At 71.6% G+C, this 12919-nt stretch carries 12 protein-coding genes; 4 read left to right on the top strand and 8 right to left on the bottom strand.

The genetic code is table 11. The features are described from left to right. Positions 1 to 84 precede the first annotated feature (84 nt). The 3 genes from CH341_RS11435 to CH341_RS11425 form a co-directional block, all read right to left on the bottom strand. On the bottom strand, positions 85 to 1215 hold the full coding sequence (locus CH341_RS11435) for a type III PLP-dependent enzyme (protein WP_111419156.1): 1131 nt from the start codon (positions 1213 to 1215) through the stop codon (positions 85 to 87). Positions 1216 to 1790: 575 nt separating this feature from the next. Further along, positions 1791 to 2051 carry a hypothetical protein gene (locus CH341_RS11430; RefSeq protein ID WP_111419155.1) on the bottom strand — a complete coding sequence of 87 codons (261 nt, stop codon included), beginning with the start codon at positions 2049 to 2051 and terminating at the stop codon, positions 1791 to 1793. Positions 2052 to 2177: 126 nt separating this feature from the next. Next, positions 2178 to 2375: a hypothetical protein gene (locus CH341_RS11425; protein WP_146604440.1), complete on the bottom strand. Its 198-nt coding sequence runs from the start codon at positions 2373 to 2375 to the stop codon at positions 2178 to 2180. Positions 2376 to 2503: 128 nt separating this feature from the next. Here CH341_RS11425 and CH341_RS11420 point away from each other — a divergent pair, with 128 nt between their 5' ends. Beyond that, positions 2504 to 4579, top strand: a complete 2076-nt coding sequence (locus CH341_RS11420; RefSeq protein WP_111419153.1) for a M3 family metallopeptidase — start codon at positions 2504 to 2506, stop codon at positions 4577 to 4579. 30 nt (positions 4580 to 4609) lie between these two features. Here the strand turns inward: CH341_RS11420 and CH341_RS11415 are convergent, their stop codons facing one another. The 3 genes from CH341_RS11415 to CH341_RS11405 form a co-directional block, all read right to left on the bottom strand. Next, on the bottom strand, positions 4610 to 5995 hold the full coding sequence (locus tag CH341_RS11415; protein WP_170149578.1) for an MmgE/PrpD family protein: 1386 nt from the start codon (positions 5993 to 5995) through the stop codon (positions 4610 to 4612). An 11-nt stretch (positions 5996 to 6006) separates the two neighbouring features. Further along, the gene (locus CH341_RS11410; protein WP_170149577.1) at positions 6007 to 7098 is read right to left on the bottom strand and encodes a mandelate racemase/muconate lactonizing enzyme family protein; all 1092 of its coding nucleotides are present in this window, start codon (positions 7096 to 7098) and stop codon (positions 6007 to 6009) included. 68 nt (positions 7099 to 7166) lie between these two features. Continuing rightward, the gene (locus CH341_RS11405) at positions 7167 to 8147 is read right to left on the bottom strand and encodes a Bug family tripartite tricarboxylate transporter substrate binding protein (protein ID WP_111419150.1); all 981 of its coding nucleotides are present in this window, start codon (positions 8145 to 8147) and stop codon (positions 7167 to 7169) included. Between the two features lie 237 nt (positions 8148 to 8384). Here CH341_RS11405 and CH341_RS11400 point away from each other — a divergent pair, with 237 nt between their 5' ends. From CH341_RS11400 to CH341_RS11390, 3 genes are all read left to right on the top strand, one after another. Continuing rightward, positions 8385 to 9974, top strand: a complete 1590-nt coding sequence (locus tag CH341_RS11400; protein ID WP_111419149.1) for a gamma-glutamyltransferase family protein — start codon at positions 8385 to 8387, stop codon at positions 9972 to 9974. Between the two features lie 123 nt (positions 9975 to 10097). Then, positions 10098 to 10760, top strand: coding sequence for a DUF1007 family protein (locus tag CH341_RS11395; protein WP_111419148.1), 663 nt, complete (start codon positions 10098 to 10100; stop codon positions 10758 to 10760). A gap of 17 nt (positions 10761 to 10777) precedes the next feature. Continuing rightward, complete coding sequence (locus CH341_RS11390) at positions 10778 to 12091, top strand: nickel/cobalt transporter (RefSeq protein WP_245431000.1); 1314 nt, start codon at positions 10778 to 10780, stop codon at positions 12089 to 12091. On the opposite strand, the gene CH341_RS11385 is transcribed toward CH341_RS11390, so the two are convergent. Beyond that, a complete protein-coding gene (locus CH341_RS11385; RefSeq protein WP_111419146.1) occupies positions 12072 to 12359 on the bottom strand; it encodes a DUF3551 domain-containing protein in 288 nt (95 codons plus the stop codon). The genes CH341_RS11390 and CH341_RS11385 overlap by 20 nt on opposite strands. Next, positions 12356 to 12916 (bottom strand): nitrile hydratase accessory protein, encoded by a 561-nt coding sequence (locus CH341_RS36295; protein ID WP_342635012.1) that lies wholly within the window; start codon positions 12914 to 12916, stop codon positions 12356 to 12358. The genes CH341_RS11385 and CH341_RS36295 overlap by 4 nt, the downstream gene beginning before the upstream one ends. Positions 12917 to 12919: the final 3 nt, after the last annotated feature.

Genomic DNA, 12919 nt, shown 5'->3' with positions numbered 1-12919 from the left:
GGCCATCCACGTTGTTCTTGCGTGCGGCGAAGTCGGCGTGGATGCCCGGGACGAGCCCGGGCATGACGAGTCAGAGAGCCCGACTCAGATGTGGTACGTCTTCAGCGGCGCGAAGCCGTTGAACGCCACCGCCGAGTAGGTCGACGTGTAGGCGCCCGTCCCTTCGATCAGCAGCTTGTCGCCGATCTCCAGGCTGACCGGGAGCGGGTACGGGTTCTTCTCGTACATCACGTCGGCCGAATCGCAGGTCGGGCCGGCCAGGACGCAGTCGCTCACCGCGTCCCCGTCCCGCGGCGTGCGGATCGGATAGCGGATCGCCTCGTCCATGGTCTCGGCGAGGCCGCCGAACTTGCCGATGTCCAGATAGACCCAGCGAAGCTCGTCCTGCGCGCTCTTGGTCGAGACCAGCACGACCTCGGCCTCGATCACGCCGGCATTGCCGACCATGCCGCGGCCCGGCTCGATGATGGTCTCCGGGATGGCGTTGCCGAAGTGCTTGCACAGCGCCCGGAAGATCGCGCGGCCGTAGTTCTCCACCACCGGCACCTTCTTCAGGTACTTGGTGGGGAAGCCGCCGCCCATGTTGACCATCGACAGCGCGATGCCGCGCTCGGCGCACTCGCGGAAGATCTGACCGGCCGACTTCAGGGCACGGTCCCACGAGCGCACGTTGCGCTGCTGCGAGCCGACATGGAACGACACGCCATAGGCCTCCAGCCCGAGCCGGTGGGCGTGCTCCAGCACGTCCACGGCCATGCCGGTGTCGCAGCCGAACTTCCGCGACAGCGGCCATTCGGCGCCGGCGCAGTCGTACAGGAAGCGGCAATAGACCCGCGCGCCGGGAGCGACGCGCGCCACCTTCTCCACCTCGGCCTTGCAGTCGACCGCGAACATGCGGACGCCGAGCGCGTAGGCGCGCGCGATGTCACGCTCCTTCTTGATCGTGTTGCCGAAGGAGACGCGGTCCGGCGTGGCTCCGGCGGCGAGCGCCATCTCGATCTCGGCGACCGAGGCGGTGTCGAAGCACGAGCCCAGCGAGGCGAGCAGCGACAGGACCTCCGGGGCCGGGTTCGCCTTCACGGCGTAGAACACCCGGGTGTCCGGCAGGGCATGGGCGAAGGTCTGATAGTTCTCGCGCACGATGTCGAGATCGACGACGAGGCACGGCCCGTCCTCGCGGCGACGGCGCAGGAACTCGCGGATGCGCTCGGTCATGGCGCTCTCCCCAACAGGCTAGGCGGGCGGCAGTGAGCCACCCTGGTGAGTGCGGCCGGAGTCGCCTTCACGACCACGCGCGATGGGGACGCGTGTGCCGCAAACGGCTCTTCGACCGTCCGTGCTGCCTTGGATTGGAAAGGGGAGGCCCCGATCCGCACGCCCGGCAATGATGAACAAGCCTCTTCGGCGCCCTAAACCGGCGGTGGAATGCCGGCAGGACCAAAAAAGCCCGCTCCGTCGTTGCTTTAAGCCGCGTCCCCCGGGGAGAACGGGGTGCGCCGGTTTCGCCTCCGGCTGTCGATCAAGTGTTTCGGAGCTCAAGCAATCGGCGATCTCGCGATCGTTCCGATCTCACTCCGGGCGGCTGTCCGGCCTCTTGTCCGGATGCCCACCGATCGACACACGGCCACAGGCACGTGCGAAATTGGGCAGGGGTCACTTAAGCGATTTGACCCGGGGGTGCAAGACGTTTGGAGGCCCCGGAAGCCCCCACGATCGATAAAAATTTTTGGAAAAGTTCGCAGCGCTTTAACGCGCGCCGAAGCGCACCGGCGCGAGTCGAGCCCAGCCGCTCAGTGACGGGTCGTGAACGGCTCGATCTTCATGCCGCCGCGCACGAATTGCACCATCACGACGAGGCCGAGCAGCATGAAGATGGTCTGTGCGATGTACTCGCCGACGAGTCCGAGGCCGAACAGACTCGCCATCGCCCAGCCGCCCGCGAAGGCGGCCCCGAACACCTCGGCCCCGATCAGCACGGTGGCCCCGAGGACCGTGACGACGTTCTGCCACGCGATGCGGCGGGAGGCGGGCTTGGTGACGGTGTCGAGCACGGGCGGTTCCTCGTTCTTCGGCAGGGACTCTCCACGAAACGCCCACCGCGTCAACCCGGTCCCGGTCCACCCGCCCCTTCGGGTCGCGGGACGCGGCGTCGCAGGCCCGGCGCCGCGCCCACCCACTCACCAGCAGACCCGGCGGGTCCAGCAGCCGCGCCGGTTGCAGTACCGGCGCATGGCACAGGGCACCTGATGGACGATCGAGGCCGATCTGGCCGCCGACCCGACGGCCGTCGCGCCGGCCGGCGCCGCCGTCGCGGCGGGCGCGAGCAGCAGCCCGAAGGCGATGGCGGCGAGGCCGCCCAACACTATATTGCGCATGTGGTCCTCGATGTCGGCCGCGACCCGGGTCCGCCGCGGCGCTGCTCCTCCATCGGTCGGCCGTGCCGTTCCACCGTCGGCATTGCCGTCCGCACCCGGTCCTCCAATCTTACCCCAGGCGGTATCCTATGGCTGTTCAACCGTCCGCGAGCGCGCCCGGCCCGGCCGGCACTCCCTTCGACACGGCGTGGACGACGCCGTTCGAGACGCCCCCCTTCGCCGCGATCCGGCCGGAGCACTTCGAGCCGGCCTTCGATGCGGCGCTCGCCGCGCACCGGGCCGAGATCGAGCGGATCGCCACCGACCCGGCGCCGCCGACCTTCGAGAACACCATCGCGGCGATGGAGCGCAGCGGACGGGCGCTGAGCAAGGTCTCGGCCGTGTTCCACGTGCTGGCCGGCGCCCACACCAACGACGCCCTGCTGGCGCTGGAGCGCTCGCTGTCGCCGAAGCTCGCCGCGCACGGCAATGCCATCCGTACCGACGGCCGTCTCTTCGCGCGAATCACCGCGCTCGGCGACGGCACCGGCCTGCCGCCCGAGGAGGCGCGGGTGCTGGAGCGCTACACGCTGACGTTCCGCCGCTCCGGCGCCGGCCTCGACGAGACGGCCAAGGCCCGGCTCGCCGAGATCACCCGGCGGCTGGCGACGCTCGGCACCACGTTCAGCCAGAACGTGCTGGCCGACGAGCAGGCGTTCGTGCTGCTGCTCGACGAGGCCGACCTCGCCGGCCTGTCCGAGGCCGCCCGCGAGGAGGCCCGCGCCGCCGCGACCGAGCGCGGCCATCCGGACAAGTTCGCCATCACGCTGGCGCGCTCCAGCGTCGAAGGCTTCCTGCGCGCCGCCGAGCGGCGCGATCTGCGCGAGCAGGCCTTCAAGGCGTGGGCGGCGCGCGGCGAGAACGGCGGCGCGACCGACAACGCCGCCGTCATCGCCGAGACGGTGCGGCTCCGCGCCGAGCGGGCCAAGCTGCTCGGCTACGACAGCTTCGCGGCCTACCGGCTCGAGGACGCCATGGCCAAGACGCCGGACGCCGTCCGCGCCCTGCTGGACCGCGTCTGGACGCCGGCGCGGGCGCGCGCGCTCGCCGATCGCGACGCCATGCAGGAGATGATCCGGGCCGAAGGCGGCAACGAGCCGCTCGCCGCGTGGGACTGGCGCTTCTGGGCCGAGAAGCTGCGCAAGGCGCGCTACGGCATCGACGAGAACGAGGTGCGGCCCTATCTGCCGCTCGACCGCATGATCGCGGCCGCCTTCGACACGGCCGGCAAGCTGTTCGGGCTGTCGTTCGCCGAGCGCCACGACGTCCCGGTGTGGCACCCCGACGTGCGGGTGTGGGAGGTGACGGGCCCGGAGGGCCGACCGGTCGGCCTGTTCTTCGGCGATTATTTCGCGCGGAGCAGCAAGCGGTCGGGCGCCTGGATGACGTCGCTGCGCAAGCAGGAGAAGCTCGACGGCGAGGAGCTGCCGCTCATCGTCAACGTGATGAACTTCGCCAAGCCGGCGGCGGGCGAGCCCGCGCTGCTGTCGTTCGACGACGCCCGCACGCTGTTCCACGAGTTCGGCCACGCCCTGCACGGCCTGCTCTCCGACGTGACCTATCCGACCATCTCGGGGACGAGCGTCGCCACCGACTTCGTCGAGCTGCCCTCGCAGCTCTACGAGCACTGGATGGAGCATCCGGAGATCCTGAAAAAATTCGCGCGGCATGCCGTCACGGGCGCGCCGATGCCGGACGAGCTGATGGCGCGGCTCGCCCGCGCCCGCACCTTCGGCCAGGGATTCGCCACCGTCGAGTACGTCGCCTCGGCGCTGGTCGACATGGATTTCCATGCGCTGACGCCGGAGCAGGCCGCCTCGATCGATCCGAGGGCGTTCGAGCGGGAGTCGCTCGGGCGCATCGGCATGCCCGAGGAAATCGTGATGCGGCACCGGCCGCCGCACTTCACCCATGTGTTCTCGGGCGGCGGCTACGCGGCGGCCTATTACAGCTACATGTGGTCCGAGGTGCTGGACGCCGACGCCTTCGCGGCTTTCGAGGAGACCGGCGACGTGTTCGACCCCGGCGTCGCCAAGAAGCTGAAGGACCACGTCTACGCCGCCGGCGGCTCCCGCGATCCCGCCGACGCCTATGTCGCCTTCCGCGGCCGCCTGCCCGACGCCGACGCTCTCTTGAGGAAGCGCGGGCTGGTCGCGGCGGCGTGACTCGAGCGGCAGCCGGGCCCGACGCTCACGTCACGCCCGGCAGAGCTTGTCGAACAGCGGCGCCACGTCGTCGATCCGGTCGAGCCGCAGCAGCGTCTCGATCGCCTCGTCGGCGAGCGCCGGGGCGAGCACCCCGTCGACATTGGCGCGGAACTTGGCGACGTAGTCGTTCGCCGTGATCGGATTGGCCCGGGTGCCGGGCATGTCGTCGATCGTGTGGGTGAGCTCGCGCCCGTCCCGCAGCGTGATCGAGACGGTGCCGCCGGAGCGCTTCAGGTTCTGCCCGGCGGCCGGGTCGGCGATCGGCTTCACCTTGTCGGCCAGCGCGTTGATTTCCGGGTTTCGCAGGTTCTCGGGCGCGTAGGCGTGCTTGTCCATGCGGCCCGTCACCAGAGCCTCGGCGACCGTGTGCTGCAGGCTGATCCGGCCGTGCCAGGTGGTGCGCGGCCGCAGCTTCTCGGCGGCCGGCTCGCACAGGATCGGGAACGAGCGCGGCATGATGTGGGCGCGGATTTCTGCCACGTCGGCCGGCCTGATGCCGTGCGTCTCGCGCAGCGCCAGCGTCGCCGCGATGTGGGGCATCATGGTGAAGGCGCAGGGGTGGATCTTGGAGGCGATGCTGGTCACCTGCCAGTCGGTGCCGAGCCCGTCGGTCAGGGCGGAGAAGCGGAACGTGACGTCCGGCGCCTGCACGTGGCTGCGGAACCAGCCGAAGCGTCCCTCGAACACGGCGGCCGGGCCGGAGACGCCCTGGCTCGCGAGGCCGACGGCCCGCACCGCCGACGCCGCCGCCATTCCGACATGCATGGTCTTGGTCGAGGTGCCGTCCTCGAACGAGCTGATCAGGCCGGCCGACATGCTGCCGGCGGCGCCGATCGCGTCGACGACCTGCCGGGCCGACAGCCCGCGCGCCTTGGCCAGCGCCCAGACGGCGCCGAACACGCCGTAGACGGCAGTCGGATGAAAGCCGAGCTCGTGCATGCGGACCGGCGCGACGAGGCCGAGGCGGCACGACAGCTCGCTGCCGGCCAGCACGGCCTCGACCAGGCGGGCGCCCGGCAGGCGGCGCCGGTGACACTCCGGGATCGCCACCGCGACGGTCGGCACGGTCGGATGGATGTTCGATTCGATGTGGGTGTCGTCGAACTCCAGGACCGCCCCCATCACGCCGTCGACGAAGGCCGCGGCGGCGAGCGACGTCTCCCCGGGATGGCCGAGGATGGACGCCCCCGATCCGCCGTCGGTCTCCAGCGCGGCCCTCTTGGCCGCCTGCACGACGTCGAGCGAGCGCGCCGCCAGCATCACCCCGACCAGATCCAGGATCCGCAGCCTGGTGCCGTCGACCACCTCGGGCGGCACGTCGGCGAGCGAGAGCCGGGTCAGCCAATCGGCCGCCCGTCCGCTGAGCGTGTCCACGATCCCCTCCGTCACGCCGCCTCCTCCGTCGCGCCGTCGCGCAGCGACACGCCGCAGCCGGGGCCGGACGGCAGCACGATGTCGCCGCCCTCGACCGGCAGCGGCGTGCACGGGTCGTCGAGCAGATGGGTGTGCTCGGACAGCTCGCTGGCGAACGGCAGGTCGCGGGCGCAGGCCGCCACCTGCGCCCCCATCGCCTGGAGCAGCGACGGCCCGAAGGCGGCGCCGAACCGGCAGGCGAGCCCGCCGGCCTCGCAGATGCGCATCGCCGCCAGCACGTTGCGGATGCCGCCCAGCTTGGTGATCTTGAGGTTGACGCAGTCGGCCATCCGGTCGCCGGCGATGCGCCAGATCACGGCGAGCGAATCGGCGCTCTCGTCCGCCTCGACCGGCACCGGCAGCGTGTCGGTGACGAGCTTGAGGCCGGCCAGGTCGGCGGCCGCCACCGGCTGCTCGATCAGCGCGATGTCGTGCCGCTCCATCGACCGGAACGCGGCGATGATGCCCTTGGCGCTGTAGGTCTGGTTGGGGTCGAGCGTGATGTTCGGCGCCGGCCCGATCGCCTCGCGCACCGCGCGGACGCGCGCGACGTCGGTCTCGGCGTCGCCGGCGAGCTTGAGCTTGAGAGTCCGGTAGCCCTGCGCGACCAGCCCACGGGCGCGCTCGGCCATGTCGGCCGGGCTCTTGATCGAGAGAATTCGGGCTTGCGGCAGCACGGCGCGGCGGGCGCCACCGAGCAGCGCGTGCAGCGGGACGCCCAGCCGGCGCGCCAGCAGGTCGTGCAGCGCCATGTCGATCGCCGCCTTCGGGCTCGGGCTGGCGGCGAGGGCGAGGTCGAGGTCATCCATGACGGCGGCGATGCTGGTCGGATCGCGGCCGACCAGCCGGGGCGCGAGGAACCGCAGCCCGGCCTCGGCCCCCTCCCCGTGCGTCGTGATGGCGGCGATGGCATGTGCATAGCCATGGCCGACCTGGCCGTCCTGGTCGGTGAGGACGAGAATCCAACCCGGGAGCTCCGGCACGGTGGCACGCGCAAAAGTCCAGCCCGGATCCTGCTGGCGCTGCACGCAGCGCTTCAGCTCGAACGACTTGATGGTCGACATGCGAGTCCCCTGCCGTGGTCCGTCGTCCCGGAAGGCCGCGCGAGGTTCCGGGCGGCCCCGTTCTCGTCTCATTTGCCCTTGGCGTCGACCTCGCGCGCGATCGCGCCCCACTTGGCGACCTGGGCCGCCAGATAGGCCGCGAACTGGGCGGCCGTGCTGTCCGGCACGCGCGCGCCCTGACGGGCGAAATTGGCGGCCACCTCGGGCGTGGCGAGCGACGCCGTGACGGCCTGCTCCAACCGGGCGACGAGCACGGGCGGCGTGCCGGCCGGCGCCAGGATCCCGTACCAGCTCTCCGACGTCATGCCGGGCAGGCCGGCCTCGGCGAAGGTCGGAACGTCCGGCAGCGCCGGCTCGCGGGCCGGGCTGGTGACGGCGAGGGCCCGAACGCCGCCCGACTCGACGTGCGGCATCACCACGGGCGCGTCGGCGAACAGCATGTCGGCCTCGCCGCTCAGCACCGCCGTCACGGCCGGCGCACCGCCGCGATAGGGCACGTGCTGGAGCGAGATGCCGGTCTCGCGGCTGAACAGCTCGCCGAGCATGTGCAGCAGGCTGCCGGTCCCGGCCGAGGCGAAGTTCAGCTTGCCGGGCGCCGCCTTCGCCTTGGCGATCAGCTCCGCCACCGTGGTCACGCCGAGTTTCTGCGACACGATCATGACCGGCGTGACCGAGGCGACAAGACGGATCGGCGCCAGCTCTTTCACCGGGTCGAACGGCATGGCCGAGATGGTGGGCCCGATCGCCAGCGGCCCGAGCAGGCCGAGCAGCAGCGTGCCGCCGTCGGGGGGCGATTTGGCCACATAGGAGGAGCCCATCACGCCGCCGGCGCCGGCCCGGTTCTCGACGATCACGGTCTTCTGGAGCTGGTCCTTGAGGCCGTTCGCGACGACCCGGGCGAAGAAGTCGGTCGGGCCGCCCGGCGGATAGGGCACGACGATCCGGATGGTCGACGGCAGCTCCGGCGCCTGGGCCCGGGCCGGAAGCCCGGCGCTGGCGAGAACGCACATCGCGAGCCACACGGCCGCGGCCGATCGCATGAAGGTCATTCGGCGTTTCCTCGTCCGGGCGTTGGCGTCCGTTGTGTGTCGCCGCCGGCCCGCGGAGGGCGTCCGCAGGCCGCGACGACGCGAGCTTAGGGGGCGGACCGGTCGGCTGCCGGGTTATGGCCGGACGTTTCACGATCCGAAATGCAGTTGACCCGGCGCATCGCCGCCGGGCCGGGCTCGCACCGAGCCGGCCGGGCTGGTAAAACGCGCCGCCCACCCCACGTGTCGCGAGCCCTCATGACCCTCCACACCGCCGGACATCGCCGCGGCGTCGCCGCCGCTCCCCACCATGCCGCCGCGGAGGCGGGCCGGGCCGTGCTGGCCGAGGGCGGCAACGCGCTCGAGGCCATGGTCGCCATGGCGGCCATGATCGTCGCGGTCTATCCGCACATGACCCATGTGGGCGGCGACGGGTTCTGGCTGGTGCACGAGCCGGGCGGAAAAGTCCGCGCCCTGATGGCCCCCGGCGCGGCGGGCGCCAATGCGCGCGTGGAGCTCTATCGCGAGCACGAGGCGATCCCGACCCGCGGGCCGCTGGCGGCCCTGACCGTGCCGGGCGCGGTCAGCGGCTGGGCGCTGGCGCTGGAGGCGGCCAAGGCCCTGGGCGGCAAGATGCCGCTCGGCCTGCTGCTGGCCCCCGCCGTGACGGCGGCCCGCGAGGGCTACGCGGTGAGCCGCAGCCAGGCCGAGCTGACCGCGACGCATCTGGCCGACCTGAAAAAGGCGCCGGGCTTCGCCGAGGTGTTCCTGGCCGACGGCAAGCCGCCGGAGGCCGGCGCCCGGATGACGCAAGCGCGGCTCGCCGAGACCCTCGACCATATCGGCCATGCCGGGCTCGACGACTTCTACCGCGGCGATGTCGGCCGCGAGATCGCCGCCGACCTGGACCGGATCGGCAGCCCGGTCACCCGGGCCGACCTGGAGGCGCACCGGGCCTACGCGGCCGCGCCGCTGTCGACGCCGCTGTCGGTCGGCACCGCCTACAATGCGCCGCCGCCCACCCAGGGGCTGTCCTCGCTGATGATCCTCGCCCTGTTCGACCGCCTGCGAGTGGCCGAGGCGGAGGGCTTCGACCACGTCCACGGGATCGTCGAGGCGACGAAGCGCGCCTTCATGGTGCGCGACCGGGTGGTCACCGATCCGGACCGGCTGCCGGCGCCGGCCGAATCGTTCCTCACCAAGACGCTCCTCGATGCCGAGGCGCAGAAAATCGACCGCCGCCGGGCGGCGCCGTGGCCGCACCAGCCGGCCAAGGGCGACACGATCTGGATGGGCGCGGCGGATTCGAGCGGGCTCGTCGTCTCCTACATCCAGTCGATCTACTGGGAGTTCGGCTCCGGCTGCGTGCTGCCGAGGACCGGCGTGCTGATGCAGAACCGCGGCGCCAGCTTCTCGCTCGATCCCAAGGCCCTGCGCGCCTTGGCACCCGGGCGAAAGCCGTTCCACACCCTCAACCCGGCCCTGGCCGTGCTGAAGGACCGCCGGGTGATGGCCTACGGCACCATGGGCGGCGACGGCCAGCCGCAGACCCAGGCCGCGGTGTTCACCCGCTACGTGATGTTCCGCGAGACGCTCGACCGGGCGCTCGACGCCCCGCGCTGGCTGCTCGGCCGCACCTGGGGGGCGGCGCGCGACAACCTCCGTCTGGAGCCGCGCTTTCCGGACCGGCTGGTCGACCAGCTCCTGTCGGCCGGCCACGACGTGGAGCTGGTGCCCGAGCCCTATTCGGTGACCATGGGCCATGCCGGCGCCGTGGTGATGCATCCGGACGGGACGAGCGAGGGCGGCCACGACCCGCGCGCCGACGGCGGCGCGGCAGGTGTCTGACCGGCGAAATAAATCTGACGTCATGGTGGCGTAAGGTCAGCCTTCCTTCCGCCCCAGTCCCCGCTATGGTCTGATGATCTCATCCGCGTATCGCCGTCTCTCGAGGACGCTGGGGGCCCCCGCATGACCCATCGACCGACCGCCCGGTGGCGCGGCCTCGTCGCCCTGCTCGCGCTCGTCGCCTGCTTGGCCTTGCCGCGCGCCGCGCTGGCGCATCCCCATGTCTGGGTCGTGATGAAGAGCGAGCTCGTCTACGCGCCGGACGGCAGCGTGACGGGCGTGCGCCACGCCTGGACGTTCGACGACATGTTCTCGACCTATGCGACGCAGGGGCTCGAATCGAAGCAGAAGGGCGTCTTCACCCGCGAAGAGCTGAAGGACCTCGCCGAGGTGAACGTGACGTCGCTGAAGGAGTACGACTTCTTCACCTACGCCAAGCTCGACGGCAAGGACTCGCCGTTCACCGACCCGGTCGACTACTGGCTGGAGTTCAAGGACTCCATGCTGACCCTGCACTTCACGCTGCCGCTGAAGGCGGCCGCCAAGGCCAAGGGGATCGAGCTCGAGGTGTACGACCCCAGCTATTTCGTCGACTTCTCCTTCGCCGAGGGGGCCGACCCGTTCGCGCTCAAGAACGCGCCGGGCGCCTGCAAGGTGGCGCTCAAGAAGCCGACCGAGCAGGAGACCTCGTCGCAGCTTCAGAAGCTGACCGAGTCCTCCTTCGCGCAGGACGGCTCGCGCGTCGGCGCTCTGTTCGCCAACAAGGTCTCGGTTCGCTGCCCATGACAAGCTCGAGGTGGACGATGCGCCCGCGCACCCTCTGGATCGCGGGGCTCGCCCTCGCAGTGCTGGCCGTCGCGGCCGGAGCCGATGTCGCGCTCGCCCAGGGCACGCCGTTCGGGGTGCGGCCGCCCGCGCCGCCGCCGCCCCCGGTGTCGGCCGACGGCATCGTCGGCTGGATCCTCACCGAGCAGGCGCGCTTCTACCGCTCGCTCTCCGGGCTGGTGCGCGCCGCCAAGCAGGACGGCAGCGCGGTGTGGACGCTGCTCGGCGTGTCGTTCCTGTACGGCATCTTCCACGCCGCCGGGCCGGGCCACGGCAAGGCGGTGATCTCGTCCTACATGATCGCCAACGAGGAGACCTGGAAGCGGGGCATCGTGCTGTCCTTCGCCTCGGCGCTGCTGCAGGCCGTGGTCGCGGTCGCCGTGGTGGCGGTCGCCGCGATCGCGCTCAACGCTACGGCCAAGAGCATGAACGAGGCGGTGCGCTGGATCGAGGTGGTCAGTTACGGTCTGATCGCGCTGGTCGGCGCCAGGCTCGTCTGGGTGAAGGGGCGGGGCCTCGTCCGGGCCCTGGCGGAGGTCCGGGCGACCCGCGCACGAGCGCCCGCCGTGGCGGCGTCGCCGAGCCCGGCGCTCGCGCCGGCCGCACCCGCCACGGTGCCGGCGGAGGCGCGCGAGCCGGCCCTCGCCGGCCTGGTCCACGCCGGCCACGCGCATGCGCCTGATCGCCATCACGATCACCACAGCCATGATCACCACGATCACGGCCCCCACGATCACGCGCATGGCGACGCCTGCGGCTGCGGCCACGATCATCACGATCACCATGGCGATCACGACCATCACCACGATCACGGACATGCCGTCGCGGCCGCCCGGACGCCGGACGCGGTGGTGACCGGCCCGGTCGCGCATGCGCACCACGATCATGATCACGACCATGTCCATGGCCCCGACTGCGGCTGCGCGCACGGGCCGGACCCCAAGGATCTGGCGGGACCGGGCGGCTGGTCGCGCGGCCTCGCCGCGATCGTCGCGGTCGGGCTGCGACCCTGCTCGGGCGCCATCCTGGTGCTGGTCTTCGCGCTCGCCCAGGGCCTGTTCTGGGCCGGCGTCGGCGCCACCTTCGCGATGGGGCTCGGCACCGCCATCACGGTCGCCGTGATCGCCACCATCGCGGTCGGCGCCCGCGCCGTGGCGGCGCGGCTGGCGCGACACCGCGCCGGGCGCGGCGAGATTCTGATGTGGGGGGTCGAGTTGGCGGCGGCCTGCGGCGTGCTGCTCTTCGGCGTCGCGCTGCTGGCCGGCTACATGGTCACCGAGCGTATGATCTGACGCTCGGTGCGGCGCGCTTCGGCGCCACCGGCGCCTCGACGGCGAGGTTCGGCCGGCATCCGCCGCCGATGCCCGAGACGGTCGCCATGCACTGCTCGCGGCTGGCGAAGCCGCAATTCACCACGGCGCCGTCCATGTCGTACTCGGCGCACCACGGCCACATCGGAGCGGCGGGCCCCGATGTCGGGGCACGGTTCGCGCTCTGGCCGGCCGCAGCCGTCACGACAGCGGCGAGCAGCACGGCCGCGCCGAATAAAATCCGCATCATGCGAAGTCGTCCGGACGGAGCTCGATGGGCGCCCCCGCCGGTGTGCGGGCGGCGGCCTGGTCCCAGGCGTGCTGGTAGCGGGTGAGCGTCGCCCGGTCGGCGAGCCCTTTCTCCGCGACGATACGCTCGAGCGCGGCGAGCCAGGCCTCGAAATAGGTCTCGCCGGTGCCGGCCTTATGGGCGCGGCGGATCTCGGTCCCGAAGGACTGGGCCCACTCGGTCCAGGTGAACGCGCGGCGCTGCTCCAGCATCATGGCGAGGACGAAGGCGAGCGCCTCCCAGCGGGCCCGGAACAGCGGCCCGTCACCGTCGCGCGGGATCGCCATCATGGCGCGCGCACCCAGCGCCGCCTCGGTGCCGGCATCGTCGTCGGGCAACGCGCCGGGCACGTCCTGATGCGGCGCGATCCGGGCGACATAGACATCGATGAAGCTGTCGAGCACAGAGGCTTCGAGCCCGCCCCGTTCGGTGGCGAGGCTCGCAACGGCCCGGACCCGGAGCTCGAGGTCGGACAACTCGGCGCCGGACGAACCGGCATGCGCGGTCGGATCAGCCATTTC

Source organism: Rhodoplanes roseus, from assembly GCF_003258865.1.
Taxonomy (GTDB): domain Bacteria; phylum Pseudomonadota; class Alphaproteobacteria; order Rhizobiales; family Xanthobacteraceae; genus Rhodoplanes; species Rhodoplanes roseus.
This window is presented reverse-complemented; position numbering and strand designations above follow the sequence as displayed.

Excerpts from the sequence above, each read along its gene's own strand:
- CH341_RS36295 (WP_342635012.1), bottom strand. The coding sequence starts at position 12,916 with ATGGCTGATCCGACCGCGCATGCCGGTTCGTCCGGCGCCGAGTTGTCC.
- CH341_RS11405 (WP_111419150.1), bottom strand. The coding sequence starts at position 8,147 with ATGACCTTCATGCGATCGGCCGCGGCCGTGTGGCTCGCGATGTGCGTT.
- CH341_RS11390 (WP_245431000.1), top strand. The coding sequence starts at position 10,778 with ATGCGCCCGCGCACCCTCTGGATCGCGGGGCTCGCCCTCGCAGTGCTG.
- CH341_RS11435 (WP_111419156.1), bottom strand. The coding sequence starts at position 1,215 with ATGACCGAGCGCATCCGCGAGTTCCTGCGCCGTCGCCGCGAGGACGGG.
- CH341_RS11425 (WP_146604440.1), bottom strand. The coding sequence starts at position 2,375 with ATGCGCAATATAGTGTTGGGCGGCCTCGCCGCCATCGCCTTCGGGCTG.
- CH341_RS11420 (WP_111419153.1), top strand. The coding sequence starts at position 2,504 with ATGGCTGTTCAACCGTCCGCGAGCGCGCCCGGCCCGGCCGGCACTCCC.
- CH341_RS11410 (WP_170149577.1), bottom strand. The coding sequence starts at position 7,098 with ATGTCGACCATCAAGTCGTTCGAGCTGAAGCGCTGCGTGCAGCGCCAG.
- CH341_RS11395 (WP_111419148.1), top strand. The coding sequence starts at position 10,098 with ATGACCCATCGACCGACCGCCCGGTGGCGCGGCCTCGTCGCCCTGCTC.
- CH341_RS11385 (WP_111419146.1), bottom strand. The coding sequence starts at position 12,359 with ATGATGCGGATTTTATTCGGCGCGGCCGTGCTGCTCGCCGCTGTCGTG.
- CH341_RS11400 (WP_111419149.1), top strand. The coding sequence starts at position 8,385 with ATGACCCTCCACACCGCCGGACATCGCCGCGGCGTCGCCGCCGCTCCC.